19 protein-coding genes are annotated in these 18,628 nt (G+C 67.2%); 6 read left to right on the plus strand and 13 right to left on the minus strand.

The window, feature by feature from the left end:
- Positions 1–352: 352 nt before the first annotated feature.
- Complete coding sequence (locus HWX76_RS01190) at positions 353–2,533, plus strand: ornithine decarboxylase (protein WP_162484448.1); 2,181 nt, start codon at positions 353–355, stop codon at positions 2,531–2,533.
- A gap of 59 nt (positions 2,534–2,592) precedes the next feature.
- A complete protein-coding gene (locus HWX76_RS01195) occupies positions 2,593–3,114 on the plus strand; it encodes a hypothetical protein (RefSeq protein ID WP_176015387.1) in 522 nt (173 codons plus the stop codon).
- Between the two features lie 37 nt (positions 3,115–3,151).
- Here the strand turns inward: HWX76_RS01195 and HWX76_RS01200 are convergent, their stop codons facing one another.
- The 3 genes from HWX76_RS01200 to HWX76_RS01210 form a co-directional block, all read right to left on the minus strand.
- On the minus strand, positions 3,152–4,309 hold the full coding sequence (locus tag HWX76_RS01200) for an iron-containing alcohol dehydrogenase (protein WP_124593801.1): 1,158 nt from the start codon (positions 4,307–4,309) through the stop codon (positions 3,152–3,154).
- The gene (locus HWX76_RS01205) at positions 4,306–4,641 is read right to left on the minus strand and encodes a putative quinol monooxygenase (RefSeq protein ID WP_089489735.1); all 336 of its coding nucleotides are present in this window, start codon (positions 4,639–4,641) and stop codon (positions 4,306–4,308) included. Before HWX76_RS01205 ends, HWX76_RS01200 begins: the two co-directional genes overlap by 4 nt.
- Positions 4,642–4,881: 240 nt before the next feature.
- On the minus strand, positions 4,882–5,601 hold the full coding sequence (locus HWX76_RS01210; RefSeq protein WP_050011142.1) for an SDR family oxidoreductase: 720 nt from the start codon (positions 5,599–5,601) through the stop codon (positions 4,882–4,884).
- A 133-nt stretch (positions 5,602–5,734) separates the two neighbouring features.
- Between HWX76_RS01210 and HWX76_RS01215 the strand changes: the two genes are divergently transcribed.
- From HWX76_RS01215 to HWX76_RS01225, 3 genes are all read left to right on the plus strand, one after another.
- A complete protein-coding gene (locus HWX76_RS01215) occupies positions 5,735–6,712 on the plus strand; it encodes a LysR family transcriptional regulator (protein WP_176015388.1) in 978 nt (325 codons plus the stop codon).
- Positions 6,713–6,854: 142 nt separating this feature from the next.
- Positions 6,855–8,243 carry a nucleobase:cation symporter-2 family protein gene (locus HWX76_RS01220; protein WP_089489232.1) on the plus strand — a complete coding sequence of 463 codons (1,389 nt, stop codon included), beginning with the start codon at positions 6,855–6,857 and terminating at the stop codon, positions 8,241–8,243.
- 68 nt (positions 8,244–8,311) lie between these two features.
- On the plus strand, positions 8,312–8,737 hold the full coding sequence (locus tag HWX76_RS01225; protein WP_050011145.1) for an NUDIX hydrolase: 426 nt from the start codon (positions 8,312–8,314) through the stop codon (positions 8,735–8,737).
- Between the two features lie 61 nt (positions 8,738–8,798).
- On the opposite strand, the gene HWX76_RS01230 is transcribed toward HWX76_RS01225, so the two are convergent.
- From HWX76_RS01230 to HWX76_RS01240, 3 genes are all read right to left on the minus strand, one after another.
- A complete protein-coding gene (locus tag HWX76_RS01230) occupies positions 8,799–9,011 on the minus strand; it encodes a hypothetical protein (protein WP_050011377.1) in 213 nt (70 codons plus the stop codon).
- 224 nt (positions 9,012–9,235) lie between these two features.
- Positions 9,236–10,576: an APC family permease gene (locus HWX76_RS01235; protein ID WP_050011146.1), complete on the minus strand. Its 1,341-nt coding sequence runs from the start codon at positions 10,574–10,576 to the stop codon at positions 9,236–9,238.
- A gap of 139 nt (positions 10,577–10,715) precedes the next feature.
- Positions 10,716–11,561 carry a carbon-nitrogen hydrolase family protein gene (locus HWX76_RS01240; RefSeq protein WP_176015389.1) on the minus strand — a complete coding sequence of 282 codons (846 nt, stop codon included), beginning with the start codon at positions 11,559–11,561 and terminating at the stop codon, positions 10,716–10,718.
- Positions 11,562–11,737: 176 nt separating this feature from the next.
- On the opposite strand from HWX76_RS01240, the gene HWX76_RS01245 reads away from it, so the two are divergent.
- Positions 11,738–12,556: a helix-turn-helix transcriptional regulator gene (locus HWX76_RS01245; RefSeq protein ID WP_124554053.1), complete on the plus strand. Its 819-nt coding sequence runs from the start codon at positions 11,738–11,740 to the stop codon at positions 12,554–12,556.
- A gap of 82 nt (positions 12,557–12,638) precedes the next feature.
- Here the strand turns inward: HWX76_RS01245 and HWX76_RS01250 are convergent, their stop codons facing one another.
- The 7 genes from HWX76_RS01250 to sctJ form a co-directional block, all read right to left on the minus strand.
- Positions 12,639–13,028, minus strand: coding sequence for an HrpB1 family type III secretion system apparatus protein (locus HWX76_RS01250; protein WP_050011378.1), 390 nt, complete (start codon positions 13,026–13,028; stop codon positions 12,639–12,641).
- Between the two features lie 75 nt (positions 13,029–13,103).
- On the minus strand, positions 13,104–13,910 hold the full coding sequence (gene sctT, locus HWX76_RS01255) for a type III secretion system export apparatus subunit SctT (RefSeq protein ID WP_050011149.1): 807 nt from the start codon (positions 13,908–13,910) through the stop codon (positions 13,104–13,106).
- A 52-nt stretch (positions 13,911–13,962) separates the two neighbouring features.
- On the minus strand, positions 13,963–14,448 hold the full coding sequence (locus tag HWX76_RS01260) for a type III secretion system protein (protein WP_050011150.1): 486 nt from the start codon (positions 14,446–14,448) through the stop codon (positions 13,963–13,965).
- Positions 14,449–14,463: 15 nt separating this feature from the next.
- Positions 14,464–15,855 (minus strand): type III secretion system ATPase SctN, encoded by a 1,392-nt coding sequence (gene sctN / locus HWX76_RS01265; RefSeq protein WP_080334121.1) that lies wholly within the window; start codon positions 15,853–15,855, stop codon positions 14,464–14,466.
- A 51-nt stretch (positions 15,856–15,906) separates the two neighbouring features.
- Complete coding sequence (sctL, locus tag HWX76_RS01270; protein WP_176015390.1) at positions 15,907–17,028, minus strand: type III secretion system stator protein SctL; 1,122 nt, start codon at positions 17,026–17,028, stop codon at positions 15,907–15,909.
- Positions 17,022–17,834 (minus strand): type III secretion protein HrpB4, encoded by an 813-nt coding sequence (locus HWX76_RS01275; RefSeq protein WP_244137927.1) that lies wholly within the window; start codon positions 17,832–17,834, stop codon positions 17,022–17,024. Before HWX76_RS01275 ends, sctL begins: the two co-directional genes overlap by 7 nt.
- The gene (gene sctJ / locus HWX76_RS01280) at positions 17,831–18,625 is read right to left on the minus strand and encodes a type III secretion inner membrane ring lipoprotein SctJ (RefSeq protein WP_050011152.1); all 795 of its coding nucleotides are present in this window, start codon (positions 18,623–18,625) and stop codon (positions 17,831–17,833) included. Before sctJ ends, HWX76_RS01275 begins: the two co-directional genes overlap by 4 nt.
- Between the last annotated feature and the right edge of the window lie 3 nt (positions 18,626–18,628).

The following is an 18,628-nucleotide window of genomic DNA, read 5'->3' on the forward strand; positions in this document are numbered from 1 at the left end:
AAAAGCCGACGGTTCGGCGAAATCATCGGCGCCTTTCCAATCGGATTTCATCATTGGATCATTTTTATATGCGCCGCAGCACGCCAATTCCCGATCAATTGATCAGGCTCAGCCGTCAATGAAATTGACGATTCCGATCGATTGAATTCACGTGCCTTTGTTGTTACGATCGGCGGCGCCGGACACTGTCCGATCACGGCCGTGCCGCGCTGCTCAATGCTTCTCGGTGCAGTCCGCATTCGGCGTTCGGCATTCGCGGGAACGTTTCAATCGGCTGCAGCGCGTGTCGTATCGACATCACGCACCAGCGCGAATGCGGCTCCCGTTTCAGGTCATTTACCGGAGAGTTCGCGTGAGCCTGTTGAAAATCGCAGTCGAGCCGGCGCTGATCGGCGCCTTTCTCACCACGCACGAACAGGTCGACGTATTCCAGACCGATTTCACGAACATCGCGGCCGTCGTCGTCGGCATCGATGCCGCGGAAAAGGTGCTGAAAACCGTCGAGCGAACCGGTTTCGCGATTCCGTTCTTCGTCGCGGTCGAGCCCGACCAGGAAGTGCCGCCGTCGGTCCTGCCGAACGCGAGCGGCGTGATCCCGCTCCGGCACGGCGGCCGCCACTACCACGGCCGGCAGATTTCCGCCGCCGCCGACATCTACAGCGAGAACCTGCTGCCGCCGTTCTTCAAGGTCATGCGCGACTACGTGCAGCGCGGCTACGTCGAATTCGACTGCCCGGGCCACCAGGGCGGCCAGTTCTTCTCGAACCATCCGCTCGGCCGGATGTTCTTCGATTTCTTCGGCGAGACGCTGTTTCGCTCGGATCTCTGCAACGCGGACGTCCGGCTCGGCGATCTGCTGATTCACGAAGGGCCCGCGCTGGAAGCCCAGCGCAACGCCGCGCGCATCTACAACGCGGATAAAACTTATTTTGTGCTGAACGGCACGTCGACGTCGAACAAGGTCGTCACGAGCGCGCTGCTCGCGCCCGGCGATCTCGTGCTGTTCGACCGCAACAACCACAAGTCGGTGCACCTCGGCGCGCTCGTCCTGTCCGGCGCGCGGCCGGTCTACCTCGAGACCGCGCGCAACGCGTGGGGCCTCATCGGCGGCGTCGACAGCGCGGCGCTCGGCGAAGCGCGCATTCGCGACGCGATCCGCGACGTCGCGCCCGAGCGCGCCGACCTGCCGCGCCCGTTCCGGCTCGCGGTGATCCAGCTCGGCACCTACGACGGCACGATCTACAACGCGCGCGAAATCGTCGACCGGATCGGGCATCTGTGCGACTACATCCTGTTCGATTCGGCATGGGTCGGCTACGAGCAGTTCATTCCGATGATGCAGGACTGCTCGCCGCTGATGCTGACGCTCGGGCCCGACGATCCCGGCATCTTCGTCACGCAGTCGGTGCACAAGCAGCAGGCCGGCTTCTCGCAGACCTCGCAGATCCACAAGAAGGACAGCCACATCGAAGGGCAGAAGCGCTTCTGCGATCACCGGCGCTTCAACAACGCGTACATGATCCACGCGTCGACGAGCCCGTTCTATCCGATGTTCGCGGCGCTCGACGTCAACGCGCAGATGCATGCGGGCCCGGCCGGCCGGCGCCTGTGGCGCGACTGCGTCGCACACGGCGTCGATGCGCGCAAGCTGCTGCTGAAAACCTGCCGCCAGATTCGCCCGTTCGTTCCGCAGCAGATCGACGGCCGCCCGTGGGCCGACTACCCGACCGAGCAGATCGTCGACGACCTGCGCTTCTTCCGCTTCCATCCGGCCGACAGGTGGCACGGCTTCGAAGGCTATGCGGACGACCAGTATTTCGTCGATCCGTGCAAGCTGCTGCTGACGACGCCCGGCATCGATCGCGACACGCACGAATACGCGCCGTTCGGCGCGCCGGCGCCGATCCTCGCGCGCTACCTGCGCGAGCACGGCGTCGTGCCCGAGAAAGCCGACTTGTATACGATCCTGTTCCTGCTCACGCCGTCGGAGAGTGCCGGCAAGCTGCAGCATCTGGTCGCGCACCTCGCGCAGTTCGAGCGCCATCTCGACCAGGACACGCCGCTGCGCGAAGCGATTCCGTCGCTGTGCGAAGCGTATCCGGAGCTGTACGGCACGATGCGCCTGCGGCAGCTGTGCCAGCGCATGCACGATTTCTACCGCAGCCACGACATGAAGCATCTGCAGAAACAGATGTTCCGGCGCGCGCAGTTCCCGAAGCAGGCGATGCTGCCGCAGGCCGCGAATACCGAGCTGATCCGCAACAACGTCGAACTCGTCACGCTCGAGCGCATCGAAGGCCGGATCGCGACCGAAGGCGCGCTGCCCTATCCGCCCGGCATCTTCTGCGTGGTGCCCGGCGAAGCATGGGGCGGCCCGGCGCTCGACTACTTCCGCGCGCTCGAAGCCGGGATCAATGCGTTGCCGGGCTTCGAGCCGGAAATCCAGGGCGTGTACCTGCAGACGAAGTTGGACGGCACGAAACAGGCGTCGGCGTACGTGGTCGCGGCCGGCGCCGACGCGTCGCGGGCCTGATCGCGATCGGTGCCCGGCCCGCGCGGCGCTTGCGCGCCGCGTGTATCATCGCCGCCATCATGCCCATCCGACCGCTTCGTTCTATCCTGATCGCCCCGGCGCTCGCCGTCTCCATCGCCGCGCATGCGCAGCAGGTCGGCGTGGTGGCCGACGGCGTCTACTACACGCCGAATACGCATCTCGCGGCAGGTACGTCGCTGCAAGTGCTGCCCGACGACGACAAGGGCGTCGCGCGCTGCTGCGCGACGGTCACCGGCCGCGCCGGCAAGCCCGGCAACCAGATTCTCGACAGCCTGCACGACGACCGCACGATCGCCGCGTACGCCCTGTCGCTGCCGAAGTCGGTGCCGGCGGACACGCGCGGCTTCGGCGTCGTCGGCGCCGCGCATTTCGTGCGTCAGGGCGCACACCCGGAAGCCGTGCTCGACGGCGGCTTGCAACTCGCGTTCTCGACCTGCACGTCGGTGGAGGGCACGCATTACCTCGGGCGCAAGGTCGGCGCCAACACGTTGCTCGTGCACCTGTATCAGTACTTCGACGGCGAATTCGAGCCGACCTGCAAGGATCGCGACCTGAAATAACGGAACCCGGCCGGCGGACGGCATCGCGCCCGCCGCGTCACCACGCCTGCCGGTAGATCGCCAGCGCGTCGGCCTCGGTCACCTCGCGCGGATTGTTCACGAGCAGACGCGTCTGCAACATCGCGTCCGACGCCATCCTCGGCAAGTCGTCCTCGCCGATACCGACGTCGCGCAGCGTGCGCGGAATGCCCGTCGCGACGATCAGCCGGTCGATCTCGGCGATCAGCGCATGCGTTTTCGCTTCGTCGCTGCCCGTGGCCGACGGCGCGACGATGGCCGCCAGTTCCGCGTAAAGCGGCGCGGCCGCCGGCGCATTGAAGCGCAGCACGTGCGGCAGCACCAACGCATTCGACAACCCGTGCGGCACGTGGAAGATCCCGCCGACCGGATAAGCCAGCGCGTGCACGGCCGCGACCGGCGCATTCGCGAACGCCTGCCCCGCGAACATCGCGCCGACCAGCATCGCTTCGCGCGCGTGCCGGTTCTGCCCGTCGTCGCATGCGGCCAGCAGGTTGCGCGACAGCAGCGTCAGCGCGTGCGTCGCCAGCATGTCGGATATCGGATTCTTCAGCCGCGCGGACGTGTACGCCTCGATCGCATGCACCATCGCGTCGATGCCGGTGGCGGCCGTCGCCGCACGCGGCAGGCCGAGCGTGAGTTCCGCGTCGAGGATCGCGACGTCCGCGAACAGGTGCGGCGACACGACGCCCATCTTGCGCGCCTCCCCGACCGTGACGATCGACACGGCCGTGACCTCGGAGCCGGTGCCGGCCGTGGTCGGCATCTGCACGAGCGGCAGCCTCGCGCTCGCGACCTTGTCGACGCCGTACATGTCGGCCAGCGCCTGCTGGCCCGGCGCGAGCACCGCGATCAGCTTCGCGACGTCCATCGACGAGCCGCCGCCGAGACCGAGCACGATCTCGGCATCGGCCGCGACGGCTCGCGCGGTTGCTTCGAGCACCACGTGCTCGGGCGGATCGGCGATCACGTCGTCGATCACGGCGACCTGCCAGCCGTGCGCGGCGAGGCTCTCCAGCGCGGGCGCGAGCACGCCGCTGCGGTGCAGGAACGCATCGGTGACGACGCACAGGCGCGCGAGCGCCGGAAAGCGTTCGCGCAACAGCGCGCCGAGCCGGCGCGCGGCGCCGAATTCGACGATCTGCGTCGGAACGGTGCGGAATTGAAACGGGTTCATTGGGCGCCTCCCGGGGGCGTCGCCGTGCCGGTGTCCGGCTGCACCATGTAGCGGATCACGTCGCGACGCTCGAGCAACGGCATGATCGCGCCGACACCGATCCGCTGGAAATGCGGCGTTTCCCGATGCACGTCGAGGCCGTCGGCCTCGCTGTAACGCTCGAGGATCACGATGTGGTCGGGGTTCTCCGGGGACCGGAAGTACGCGTAGTCGAGGTTTTTCGGCTCGGTGCGCGTGGCCGGCGCGAGTTCGGCCAGCAGCTCGACCACGCGGTCGCCGTTGCCGGGTTTCGCGAAGAAATGCGCGATGACCTGCAGATAGGGTTCGTTCATGCTGCGCTCCATGTTGGACACAAGCCCGTCGCGACGGGAGCGCCCCCCATCCGCCACGAACCGGATGAATTCAAACGCGATGAGGCGGCACCGTATCGCTGACGCGTCGTCGCATTGTATTGAATCGGCACGGCCTGCGCTGTGCCGCGACCGGGCCGCCAACGGCAGGCCGAATCGCGCCGCACGTTCACGCCGAGCCGGAACCGGGCCGGCCGCCGCGCGCTTGCGCCGCCGCCCCGGCTACCACGGCACCGTCCGCCCCAGATAGTCGAGATACTCGAGCCCGGGCCGCGCCCGCTTCGCCAGCAGCACGTCGACGAGGCTCGGCACGCTCTCGTCGATGGTCAGGCGCGCGTCGGGCCCGCCGAGTTCGGTGCGGACCCAGCCGGGCGCCATCAGCGCCAGCGCGCGGCGCGTATCGGCCTGACGCGCCGCGAAGCTGCGCATGAACTGGTTCAGCGCGGCCTTGCTGCCGCGATACACCTCGCGCATCCCGCTGACGTTGTTCGCGACGCTGCCCTGCCCCGACGACATCGCGCCGATCAGCCCGTCGTCGGTCACGAGATCCTGCAGCGTCTCGATCGCGCGCATCGGCGCCAGCGCATTCGTGATCATCACGCGCACGAATTCGTCGGTCGTCACTTCGCCGATCGTTTCATTCGGATCGTTGGTCGTGCCCGCATTCACGAACAGCATGTCGAAGCGCCGGCCGGACAGGCGCTCGCGCAGCGCGGCCAGTTGCGCGGGCTCGCAGATGTCGAGCGTGCCGATCTCGAGCCGGCCGTCGAACCGGTCGGCCAGGTCGTGCAGCTTGGTGCGCCCCGATCCTTCGCGCACGGTGCCCGTCACGTTCCAGCCCTTGTTCAGGAATGCCTCCGCCATTGCCAGTCCGAGGCCGCGCGACGCCGCGACGAGGAGGATCGCGGAGGTATTTCGTCGATTCGATTCAGTCGATTGCATGGTTTTTCGCCTTTGCAGTGTTTCGTCATGCGCCCACTATAGGCGCGCTCCATGACAGGCGCCAGACGCACCCAATGCAATCGATAGTTGCACTCAACGCCATGTTATCGGCGCAAAAGCGTATCCTGTCCGCATGGAAGACATCGACCTGAACCTCGTCACCGCGCTCGACGTGCTGCTGTCGGAGAGCAGCGTGACCGGCGCCGCACGCCGGCTGGGCCTGAGCACGTCCGCGATGAGCCGCACGCTCACGCGGCTGCGCCTCGCCACCGGCGATCAATTGCTCGTGCGCGCCGGGCGCAAGCTCGTGCCGACGCCTCATGCCGCCGCGCTGCGCGACCGTGTCCATGCGGTCGCGCGCGACGCGCGCGCCGTGCTCCGGCCGGCGACGGCCGACGTCGATCTTGCAACGCTCACGGCTACGTTCACCGTTCGCGCGGCCGCATCATTCATGGAAATGCTGGCCGGCCCGGTCGTCGCCGCACTGGCCGACGTCGCACCGCACGTACGGATCCGCTTCGTCCCGAAGCTCGACCGCGATCCGCAGGCGCTGCGCGACGGCACCGTCGACCTCGAGATCGGCAAGCGCGGCGACGACGCGCCCGAGCTGCATACGCGCATGCTCTTTCACGACTGGCACGTCGCGGTGGCGCGCGCCGGGCATCCGCTGTTCGCGTCGGCCCGGATCACGGCCGCGCGCTATGCCGCCTGCCGCCACGTGATGGCGGCCCAACTCGGCGATTTCGGCGGGCCGGCCGACGACTCGACCGGCCATGACGGCCCGGACCCTGCGGTGCACGTCGTCGTGCCGGGCTACCCCGACGCGATGCGTGTCGCGGCCAGCACCGACCTGATCGCGCTGGTGCCGCGCTCGAGCCTCGGCAACGCGTGCTCGCCCGGGCTCACCGAAGCGCTCGGGCTGCGCAGCTTCGAGGTCCCGGTCCGCCTGCCGGCGATCCTCGTGTCGGCGCTGTGGCATCCGCGCATGCACGGCGACCCCGTCCATCGCCGTCTGCGCGACACGGTCATCGCCGTGTGCCAGCGCGCGTATCCGGATTCCCGTCCGCCACGCACGACGGCGCGCGGCAAGGGAGCCCGCGCGGCCGGCTGACGTGGGTTTGCGGGCGTGCTTGCCGGCCAGCCGCGCGGCCGGCAACGCACCGCCGACGCCCCACTACCGCGGCCCGGCCGGGCGGCGCCGCCAGCCCCTTCGGCTAAAATGCCGCACTTTCCACCTTGCCCGCCCGCTCGCCATGCAACCCGCCTCCTCCGCCCCATCCGCCTCCCACGGCGCCGACGCCGCAGACGCGGCCCGCGACCTCGTCTACGGCCCGAACGACCGGCCGGCGCCGATGGTCGCGTTCGTCGCCGCGCTGCAGCACCTGCTGGCGATCATCGTGCCGATCGTCACGCCCGGCCTGCTGATCTGCCAGGCGCTCGGCGTGTCCAGCCGCGATACGACCCTGATCGTGTCGATGTCGCTGGTGATTTCCGGCATCGCGACCTTCGTCCAGTGCAAGCGCTTCGGCCCGCTCGGCGCCGGCCTGCTGATCGTCCAGGGCACCAGCTTCAACTTCGTCGGCCCGCTGATCGCCGGCGGCAGCCTGATGGTCAAGCAGGGCACGCCGGTCGAGACCGTGATGGCCGCGATCTTCGGCGTCGTGATCGCCGGGTCGTTCATCGAGATGGGCGTGTCGCGCATCCTGCCGTTCGTGAAGCGCCTGATCACGCCGCTCGTCACCGGTATCGTCGTGCTGCTGATCGGCCTCACGCTGATCAAGGTCGGCCTGATCAGCATGGGCGGCGGCTACGGCGCGATGGCCAAGGGCACCTTTGCGAGCGCCGAGAACCTGACGCTGTCGGGCCTCGTGCTCGGCACGATCATCCTGCTGAACCGCGTGCCGGTCGTCTGGGTGCGCAGCACCGCGCTCGTCATCGCGCTCGCGATCGGCTACCTCGCGGCCGCGTTCCTCGGCCGCCTCGACTTCACCGGCATGCACCAGGCCGCGCTGTTCCAGGTGCCGACGCCGCTGCATTTCGGCATCGGCTTCTCGTGGGCGCTGTTCGTGCCGATGCTGATCATCTACCTCGTCACGTCGCTCGAGGCGATCGGCGACGTGACGGCCACCAGCAAGATCTCGAACGAGCCGGTCGAAGGGCCGGTGTGGATGCAGCGGATCAAGGGCGGCGTGCTCGTCAACGGTGCGAACTCGCTGCTGGCCGGCGTGTTCAACACGTTCCCGAGCTCGGTATTCGCGCAGAACAACGGCGTGATCCAGATCACCGGCGTCGCGAGCCGTCACGTCGGCATCTGGATCGCGGCGATGCTCGTCGTGCTCGGCCTGTTCCCGGTCGTCGCCGGCGTGCTGCAGGCCGTGCCCGAGCCCGTGCTCGGCGGTGCGGCGATGGTGATGTTCGGCGCCGTGGCCGCGTCGGGCATCAACATCCTCGCGGGCGTGCACCTCGATCGCCGCGCGCTGCTGATCATCGCGGTGTCGCTCGCGCTCGGCCTCGGCGTGTCGCAGGTGCCGGACATTCTGAACAACCTGCCGCATGCGCTGAAGAACGTGCTGGAATCGGGCGTGGCGACGGGCGGCATCTGCGCGCTCGTGATGAACTGGTTCCTGCCGGAAAGGCAGTAACGGCAATCAATCGTCAAACCCGGTCAGGGCGCCTTGGCCGATCGATTTCGGCTGGTTAGAATCACCGCATGCCCCAAACCCTCGCGCCCGACCAAACCCCCGAAACGACTGCCGTTCCGATCAAGGAACGCGCGACCGTCGTCTGCTATCGCGATGCGCGCGTGTTGCTCGTCACGCGCGCGGCGTCGCGCTGGGCCCTTCCCGGCGGCACGATCAAGCGCGGGGAAACCCCGCTCGAAGCCGCGCATCGCGAATTGGGCGAGGAAACCGGCATGACCGGCCAGGATCTGGTGTACTCGATGCAGTTCACCGGACTCGCGAAGATCCATCACGTGTTCTTCGCGGAAGTCGGGCCGGACCAGACGCCGCAAGCGAGCAACGAGATCGAGAAATGCAAGTGGTTTCCGATCGACAGCGTCGACCGTCTGCGCGCGAGTATTCCGACGAAGCGAATCGTCGAACTCGTCTACAACCACGAAATCCGCAACGCGTAGCGCCCGCCCGGCGCCGTCGGCCGGCTCGAGTCGCGTGTCGCGATCAGCGGGGCGCGAACGCTCAGTGCGAGCGCTTTCTTCGCAGTTCGTGCGTGGAATAGACGACGAGGAAGATGCCCAGCATCGCGACGCCGGACGCCATGAAGTCGTTTGCGCTGCCCGAGCTGCGCAGCGCCGCCGGGAAAATACCCAAGCTCAATCCCGCACCAGCAAGAAGCAATCCTGCTGCCACGCCCCAGATCGGTCCGGCGGTCTTGTCGATTATGTTTTTCATACAGCACCCGTCTACGGTCGTTACCTGAACGGTATCGGCAATCAGCGCCGCGTCTACCTTCAGCGATTCCACTATAACCGGAAGAAATTCCGCAAGCTTCTGGTGCTTTTCCCGATCAAGTTTCGGCGGCCGCGGCCGCCACGTGCGGCCGGGTCGCGCAACCTGCCGCAGGTTATTGGGTGCGCCCGTCCAGCTTCCGGATCACGTCGTCACTGATCGGTCGTTCAAATCGCCACTTCCGGCGGCGCCTGGCGAAACAGCCGCGTCATCCAGCACAGATACACGAGCCCGAGCACGAACCATGCGACGCCGAGCACGAGCGCCGTCTTCTCGAGGCTCACGAGCAGCCAGATATCGGACACCGCGCCGATCAACGGAAACACGAGGCCGCCGAATACCCCGATCCTGCGCTCACCGTGATGGTCCGACAGATACAGCCGGATCACGCAAAGATTGACGGCAGTAAAGGCGAGGAACGCGCCGAAGTTGATGAACGACGTCGACGTGGCGACATCCAGCTTCAGCGCGATCAATCCGACGACGCCGGCGAGGGCGATATTGATCGCGGGCGTCCTGAAGCGCGGATGAATGAACCCGAAGATGCGCTTCGGCAGGATTTCGTCGCGGCCCATCGCATACAGCAGCCGCCCGACGCTCGCTTGCGCGGAGATGCCCGATGCGAACTGCGCGAGGATCAGGCCCGCGAGGAACACGGTGACGAACAGGTCGCCGCCGATCATCTTCGCGACTTCGAACGCGGCCGAATCCGTATCCTTGAATTCGACGCCGGGATGCGCGAGCTGCATCGTATATGCCGCGATCACGAAAATCGCGCCGCCGATCAGCGCAATCAGCAGGATCGCACGCGGCATGTTCTTTTTCGGATCGATCGTTTCCTCGGTCAACGTCGAGACGGCGTCGAAGCCGAGATACGAATACGCGGCGATCGCGGCGCCTGCCATCGTCGCGCCGAACGGCACGTGCGGCCTGAAGAACGGCTCCGCCATCGCGATGCCGCCCGGGCCCGCCGCAGCCGACGCATAGTGCCAGCACAGCACGACGAACATCGCGACGATCGCCAGTTGCACGACCATCAGCACGATATTGAAGCGCGCGGCCAGTTCGATGCCGACGATGTTCAATCCGCTCGTCAGCACGATGAACGCGACGATCCAGATCCAGGTCGGCACGTGCGGAAATGCCGCGTTCAGGTACGCCGCACCGATCAGCCAGATCACCATCGGCAGGAAGAAATAATCGAGCAGCGTCGCCCAGCCGATCATGAAGCCCAGGTGCGGGTTGAACGTCCTGCGCGTGTACGTGTAGGCCGAGCCGGCGGCCGGATAGAGCCGCGCGAGCTTGCCGTAGCTGAGCGCGGTGAATGCGATGGCGATCAGCGCGAGCAGATAGGCGAGCGCGGCCGTATCGTCGCTGGCCTTGGCGAGCACGCCGTAGGTACCGTAGACGATCAGCGGCGCCATATAGGCGAGACCGAACAGCAGCACGGACGGCAGGCCGAGCGTGCGCTTCAGGCGGACGGGTTCACTGGATGACGACGCTTGCATGTGATCTCCTGGGCCCCTCTGGGGCCGATGCGAGTGCCTGGGTGCCGTGCGGCAGGCATTTCCGGCATGTCAATGGGACGACCGGGCATGTGCGGGCATCGCGCCCTGCTCCATGCATCGGATGGACCGGGGATTCGGGCTACTCGGTGCGGTGACGGCCCGCGTCGATCGTGAGCACGCGACTCCCGTCAACCTGTTCGACAGGCGACAGACCGAGCGCCACGCGTGCGTCGTGCAGATAGCTGTAATGCTCGCGACTTGCTTCGAGGCGAGTCGGATCGAGGCTCGCCGGTGCGACGGCTTCGTCCCGGCCGAGTTCGATCGTGCTCTCGCCAAACGGATCGACCAGCGTGGACAGGCCGGCGAACGTCAGATCGTCGTCGCCGGGCCCGCAGCGATTCACCATCACCGCGAACATCTGGTTCTCCATCGCACGTGCCGCGATCGCGCGGTGATGGACGGGCCCGAACGGGTCCATGTTGCCGTTGGTGACGATCAGCAGATCGGCGTCGAGCGCGGCGACCGCGCGCGCCGTCTCGGGGAATTCGATGTCGTAGCAGATCAGCAGGCCGACCGTCAGGTCGTTCCAGACGCAGGTCGCGAAGCGGTCGCCCGGCGTGAATACGCCGACATCCGACGCCCACAGATGGGTCTTGCGATAGCGCAGGACGATGTCGCCCCGCTCGTCGACGAGTACCGTCGTGTTGTAGAACCGTTCGCCGTCGCGCTCCGCGAGGCCCACCGCGACGGCAACGCCCTTGCGACGTGCCGCATCGCGTACCGCCACCAGCCGCGGGCCGTCGAGCGTCTCGGCGACGTCGGCGACGTTCTCCCGCGTCGGGAAACCCGACAGCGTCGTTTCGGGGAACACGATCAGTTTCGTGCCGCCGGCCACGTCGGCGCGCTCGATCGTGTCGATCACCTTGCGCGTGTTGTGCACGACGTCTCCGTCGACGAGCGACAGTTGCGCGAGTTCTACCTGCATGAAGCCCTCTCCTTCCAATTGCCTTTCAGTGGCATGTCGTATGCGTTGCACGAGTCATGCGACGCGCGTCGAGCGAAGCGGCGAACGGCCCGCCGCCCGTCGAATCGAGGCCGATTATCGGGTTATTATTTTTGACCTGAAATTCCCCGCCAGGGTTACCCTCACCGGAGCACACGATGGACCTCGAATGGCGAGATCTCGCTTTTCATCGGGAGATTGGCTCGGCCATCGACGCCCTCGACGGCCCGCATTTCTGGGCGCGTCTCACGCGCGTACTCGAGCGGCATCTCGATTTCGACAACTGGGTCGCGCTGCGCTTCGCGCGCGATGCGGCGCCGCTCGTGCTTGCCGAACAGGCGATGCCGGACGGCAAGATCGACCTGATGTTCCAGGACTATCTGGCCGCGCTCTACCAGCTCGATCCGTTCTATCTCGCCGCGTTCGAAACGCAGGCGTCGGGCTTCTACACGCTCGCCGACGTCGCGCCGGACAACTTCCGGATGACCGAGTATTACCAGCGGTACTTCAAGAAGAACATCGTCGGTGACGAAGTGCATTTCAACGTCGTGATCGATCGCGATCACACGCTGGGCTTCTCGCTCGGCAAGACGAGCAAATACGACGAGCGCGAGATCGCATTGCTTACGCTTTACACACCCTGGGTGCTGTCGTTGATGCAGCAGCGCCTGCGCTTCGAAACGTTCGTCGTGAACGAAACGCCGCGCGCGAGGCAACCCGAAGCGCCCGATCCGCACACGCGCTTCGGCATGCTGACCGGAAAGAGCGGACGCGGCGCATTGACGACGCGTGAAACCGAAGTGGCGATGCTGTCGTTGAGCGGCTTCTCCACGCGGGCGATCGGGGAAAAACTGTCGATCTCGTTCGAGACCGTGCGCGCACACAAGAAGCACATCTATGCAAAGCTCGGTGTCGGGTCGCAGTCGGAACTGTTTGCGCTGTTCTACGATCCAGCGGGGGCGGGTGAATCCGCGTGATATGAGCGGCGGCGATGTTGCGCGCTCTCCCGTTCTTTCGGCGGGAAGGCGGCCGAACACGGCGCTGGGAGCTTGCGGACGGCTATCCGCGCCCGATCGCGGGCGCGGCGAGCAGCGCCTGGGCGGTGCGCGTCGCCATCGGGTCGTCGGATCGGTACGCCGCCGCGTAGGCATAGGTACGCCACGATGCATCGCCAAGCGCGTAAAGACATACGGCCGCGAGCGCCATGCCGCGCGACGACAGCGCGCCATCGCGCTCGACCCGGCGCAATTCGCTCAGCGCCTCGCCCCACGCGCGTGCCCGCACATGCCACCAGGCCAGCACCTCGCGCATTTCGCCGTTCCCGGGACGCAGCACCGCCATCGCATCGAGCAGGTCCTGAACGTCCGAAAACGTATCCAGCGCCGCACCGGCCCACAGCACGTCCATCATCCCCGTAACGATCGCGTTGTCGCTCAACGTCTCGATCATGTTCTTCTCCCGGCCTTTTCCGTCAATCGCCATCGTCGAACGCATACTTGCGCTCGCTCGCGCATTCGGCGCGTTTCACTTGCCGCCCGCGAGCGCCCTCGCCTCGGCCGCGATGCCCACGAGCGACAGCTGATCGCGTACCTGATCGATGAAAATCGCCGCCATCAGCGCGAGCATCAGGATCGTGAGCGCGCCTTTCACGGGCTGCGCCAGCGACGGCAGATCGAGCTTTTGCGACACCTTCCCGGTAAAGCCGAAGCCGATATCGATCAGCAGCAGCATCAGCATCATCGGCGTGGCCAGCTTCGCCACCGTTTCCATCAGCGAGTCGGTCTTCAGCAGCACGAACGATTCGAGTACCGATCCCCCGGCCGGCATGAGGTTCGCCAGCGGCCACCAGGTATACGATTCGTAGATCGCGCCGAGGAGGAACGTCATGCCGCCCAGACACCAGAACGCCGCGATCGCGAACTGGCTCAGGAGCGTGGAAGTCAGCGACGTCTGCTGCCCCTGGCTCGGGTTCTGCATCTGCAGTTGATTGAAACCGGTCAGATCGTCGACGTACGTGCCGACGCTCTCGGCGGCCCAGAACACCGTCGACGCCGCGAAGCCCAGGCCGACGCCGATCAGCGCCTCCTTCAACCCGATGCCCACGAGCATCGTCGCATCCCCTTGCTCGAGCAGGCCGCGTTGCCCGTAGGCGATGAAGCTGCCCCACAGCAGCGCCAGCGCGGTGCGCACGCGGCCTTGCACGACGTTGTCGGACGTCGGCGGAAAAATCATCATCAGGACCATCAATCGTTCGCTGCAAAGGCCCAGCACGATCAGAAACCTGACCAGTTGATGGCTCGATTCGATCGATGCGAAGGTAATCTCGCTCATTTCAGTCGCCTGTCGTTCAATGGATGCGCGGCTTGCGGGCGCGCTCGCCGCTTCAAAACGCCGGGCTGGGCCGGCGGCTCTCCGATGTTTCCTCGTCCTGCGCGTCCTCGATCGCGAGCTCGATCGCCTTGACGAGCGTGTCGCGCCGCTTCTCGTAGATGTCGATGCGGGCACGGTTGCGCAGGATCTCCGTGCGCAGCGCACCGATCTGCGCCTCCTTCGCCGCCAGCGCCTGCCCGGCCTGCGCCGCCCGGGCCTCGAGCATCGCGTGCTGCTCGGCCGCGTGCGAGCGGAATTCGCGCAGCTTCAGATACGCGTCCGCCCGGAAGGAAACGCTGCCCAGCATCGCGTCGATCTTGCCGTCGTGCGCGGCGAGCCCGGCCGCATGCGCGCGCACCGCCGCGCGGCTTTCCTCCAACGCGTCGATGAGCGCCTGCAGCTCGCCGCGCAAGCCGCCGAGCGCCGCATTGAGCTTGCGATCGAGCTGGCGGCGGCGCGAGAGCACGCGCTCGAACGCGGCAACGCGGCGGTCTTTCATCGCTTGCCTCCGGCATCAGGACTGCACGATCTCGCCGAGGGCCGCGAGCGTGTCGTTCGGGTCGACGAGCAGATCGGTCGGTTGGCCGAGGAAATCCCGAATCGCGTCGATCTTCGCGATGGCTTCGTCGGCAAGCGCATCGGTGCCGCTCTGATACTCGCCCACCTGCAGCAGCAATTCGACCTCCTTGTGCTTGGCCATCAACCGGCGCACGTGCCCCGCCGCCGCCACGTGCTCGCGCGGCACCACCTGCGTCATCACGCGAGAAAGACTGCCGAGCACGTCGATCGCCGGATAGCGGTTCTGTGCCGCAATCTCGCGCGAAAGAATCATGTGGCCGTCGAGAATGCCCCGTACTTCCTCGGCGATCGGGTCGCCGCCCGATTCGTCCTCGGCCAGCACGGTATAAAGGGCGGTGATCGAACCATGCTCCGAGCGGCCCGCGCGCTCCAGCAGCCGCGGCAGCTCCGCGAAGATCGACGGTGGAAAGCCGCGCCGCGTCGGCGGCTCGCCCATCGCCAGGCCGATTTCGCGCTGCGCACGCGCAAAGCGCGTCAGCGAATCCATCATCAGCAGCACACGCATGCCGCGGTCGCGGAAGTATTCGGCCACCGCCGTTGCCGCATAAGCGGCCTTCGCGCGCTCGATCGAAGAGCGGTCCGATGTCGCGCAGACGACGACCGAGCGGGCCATTCCCTCGGGCCCGAGAATGTGCTCGCAGAATTCGCGCACTTCGCGGCCGCGCTCCCCGATCAACGCGATCACGTTGACGTCGCAGCGCGCCCCGCGCGCGAACATGCCCATCAACGTACTCTTGCCGACGCCGGCCGGCGCGAAGATGCCCATGCGCTGGCCCTCGGCCAGCGTCATCATGCCGTCGACGACGCGCACGCCCGTCGGCATCGGGGTATCGACGACGGGCCGCGACATCGGATCGGGCGGATCGGCGATGACGGGCTGCCACTCGTCGCATTCGAGCGGCCCCTTGCCGTCGATCGGCTCGCCCAGGCTGTCGATCACGCGGCCGAGCAGGCGGGGGCCGATGCGCAGCGAAAGCGGACGCCGGAGTCCCACCACGCGTGTCGCCCGCGACACGCTGCCGAGCCGGCCGAACGGCGAGAGCAGCGCGACGTCGCGCGAGAAGCCGACCACCTCGGCACGCTGCAGCAACGCGCCTTCGGGCGAGCGCAGCTCGCATAGCTCGCCGAGCGTCGCATCGAGCCCCGATACGCGTACGAGCGTGCCGATCACTTCCTGGACCTTGCCGCATGCGGCGGGTTGTGGGCGGGCGCGCAGTTCGCGCTCCATCGCATCCATCAGCGCCGAGAAGCCGCGTACGTCCCGTAGCTGCGCGATGGGCACCCCGCTCGCTTCGTCGGTTTCGAAACCGTCCGCGCTGTCGATCATGGCGCTCCTTTCGTTGTCGTGTCTTCTTCCACGTGCCGCTCGAAGATCGGTTCAGATGGACATCGCATCGGCGTCGGCATACGCGGCATCGGTCCAACCCTCGTCGCGCAGGTCGCCCGCCGTTTGCACGGCCGCGGCCTCGTCTTGCCAACCTTCTTCGTCGCCGATGTCGCCGATGTCGCCGATGTCGCCGATGTCGCCGATGTCGCCGATGTCGCCGATGTTGCTGATGTCGCTGATGTCGCTGATGTCGCTGATGTCGCTGATGTCGCTGATGTCGCTGATGTCGCTGATGTCGCCGTCGTCGCCGTCGTCCGTGCGCGCATCCGGGTCCGCCAGGCCCTCGCCGGCTCCGACGGCGTACTCGCCGATCGGCCCCTCGTCGTTGCCCGCGAAACCGGTCTGCACGTCGACGGCTTGCGCGTCATCCCCGGGCCGCGCATCCGGCGCGTCGCGCGATGGGCCCTCCGTCACGCTTCGCACCGCGCGCGCCAGGGCATCGCGCATCGCCGCCAAGTGCAACGACAAGCTCGCGTCGATCGCGCCCAGGTCGGTTTCGGCGACGCATGCGCCGGGCGCAAGCGTCGCGTCGGCCGCCACGCACAGCCGCACGGAGCGCCCGGCCTCGCGCCACGCCGCGGCCGCTTCGTCGAAGGCCGCGCTCGCCGCGGCCAGATCCGACGGATGAACACGCAGATGAACGGGGCTGCCGTCGGCGACGACCCGCTCGACCGTCGCGGCCGCGCGGGCGAAAAGCGCCTTGGGATCCACTGACGCGACGATCTGCTCGACCGCCAGCGTCACCAGCCCGGCCAGCCGGTCATGCTGCCCGGGCGCGAGCCGGCAGGCTTCGGCATGCGCGGCCGCCGCGCGTTCGTGCCAATCGGTCAGCCCCCGCCGCAAACCGTCGTCATAGCCGCGCTCGGCCGCTTGCGCGAACTCGCGCATGGCGCGCTCGACGAGTTCGTCCGCGCGGGCGCGGGCTTCGTCGAGCAGCATGCGGGCCTCGGCGCGCGCCGCGTCCAGCGCCTCGTCGCATTGCCGGCGCATCTCGGCGTACGCCGCATCGATCTCGACGATCGCCGCGACGCGTTCATGACGCAGGACGTCGCCTTCGACGCCCACCCCGAGGTCCGTGCCTTCGGCCTGCGGATTGCGTAACCAGATCACCATGACCCCTCCGGAAACAAGTCGGGCAGTTGCGAGACGATCGAAAGGCTCGGGCTCGAGCCTTCCGAAGACGGTAGCGACGGCGGCAACGAAGGGAACGGCAACGGCCCCCCGTCGTCGCGCGCCGGCATGGCCAACCGCATGATCGCGAGCGGGCCGCCCGGCGCCCATCGGCGGTCGCGCGCGAACAGCCGAAAGCCGAGCCACGCGAGGTCATCGCCATCGGCGGCGTCGAGCGGCACTTGCATGACCGCTGCCGCGTGGTGCGCGCGCGCGGCAAGCGAGCGCGCATCGCCGGCAAGCTCGCGCCCGCGCGCGAAGAGCAGATTGACGCCGCGCGCCCCGATCCAGCCCGTCAACTTCTCGCGACGCGGCCGGTCGATCCACGCGCGCAACGGCTCCGCCTGCTCCACGAGCGCGCGCAAGCGGAATACGGTCAGACAATCGTGCGCCGGCAGCAACGCAAGTGCCGTTTCCGGCGCGTTGAACGCGGCAAGCGGCGGCACCGGCATGCCCCATTCGTCGAGCAGCGCATCGGCAAGCGCCTCGGCCTGCGCGGGGCTGCATGCGCCGATTCGGTCCGCACCGGGCACGCGTGCAAGCCACGCCGGATGCATCCAGTCGAACAGCGTACGCCGGCGCCGATGGTAGGCGGCCAGTCTCGCCGCCACGGCCGCCGGCGTCTCGCCGTGCGGGGCGGCAACGCTGTCGGCGGCTGCGTCGTATGCATCGGCTGCGTCGTATGCGCTCATCATGGGCTCACCCATGCTTGCCATGCCGGCCACGCGATCGTTCGGATCGACGGTCATGCCGGCGCTTTCGCTGCACGCCCCGCCCGGCGCGCGAGGAGGCCCGCAAGTCCGCCGCCGCCCTTGAGCAGGTTGCCGCGCAACAGCGCGAAGCCGCCGGCGATCGTCAACAGCAGCAAGCCGAGCGCGCCGCCCGCATAGACGACCCAGCCGTCCTGGCGGTGCGGGTGGGCGGGCGGATCGAGCGCATCGGCCGGCACGCTGGTCACGCTGACCTGATCGTAGGTCAGCCCCTCTATGCTGTGCACGACCAGGTTCTTGATCGCCGGCGTCATCCGCTCGAGATTCGCGTCGGGCCGGTACTTGATGAAGACCGATGCGGACGACGGCTTGACCGACTGTGCGAGCGGGTCGTTGTTCGGCAGCACGATCTGCACGCGCGCCACGACCACGCCGTCGATCTTCGACAACGTGTCGTCGAGTTCCTGCGACAAACCGTATATGAAGCGCACGCGCTCCTCGGTCGGCGTGGAAACGAGCCCGTCCTTCTTGAACAGCGAGCCGAGGTCGTCGAATTTCTTGCGCGGCAGGCCGCGTGCGCGCAGCACTTCCACCGCATGCACGATCTGCTTTTCGTCGACGCTGACCGACCAGGTCTTGCCGCCATCGGGCGTGCTCTTTTGCGCGTCGACGCCGGACATCAGCAGCGCGGCCGCCATTTCGTTGCAGTCGCTTTCGGTCAATTGCCCGTAGAGTTCCTGCTTGCAGGCCGCAAGCGACAGCACGAGCGCCGCCACCGCGACGAGCCGCCATGCGGAGTGCAGCCTCGAAGGCATGAGGTTCGGTTTCATCAG

This window comes from Burkholderia sp. BCC0398, from assembly GCF_902833245.1.
GTDB lineage: Bacteria > Pseudomonadota > Gammaproteobacteria > Burkholderiales > Burkholderiaceae > Burkholderia > Burkholderia sola.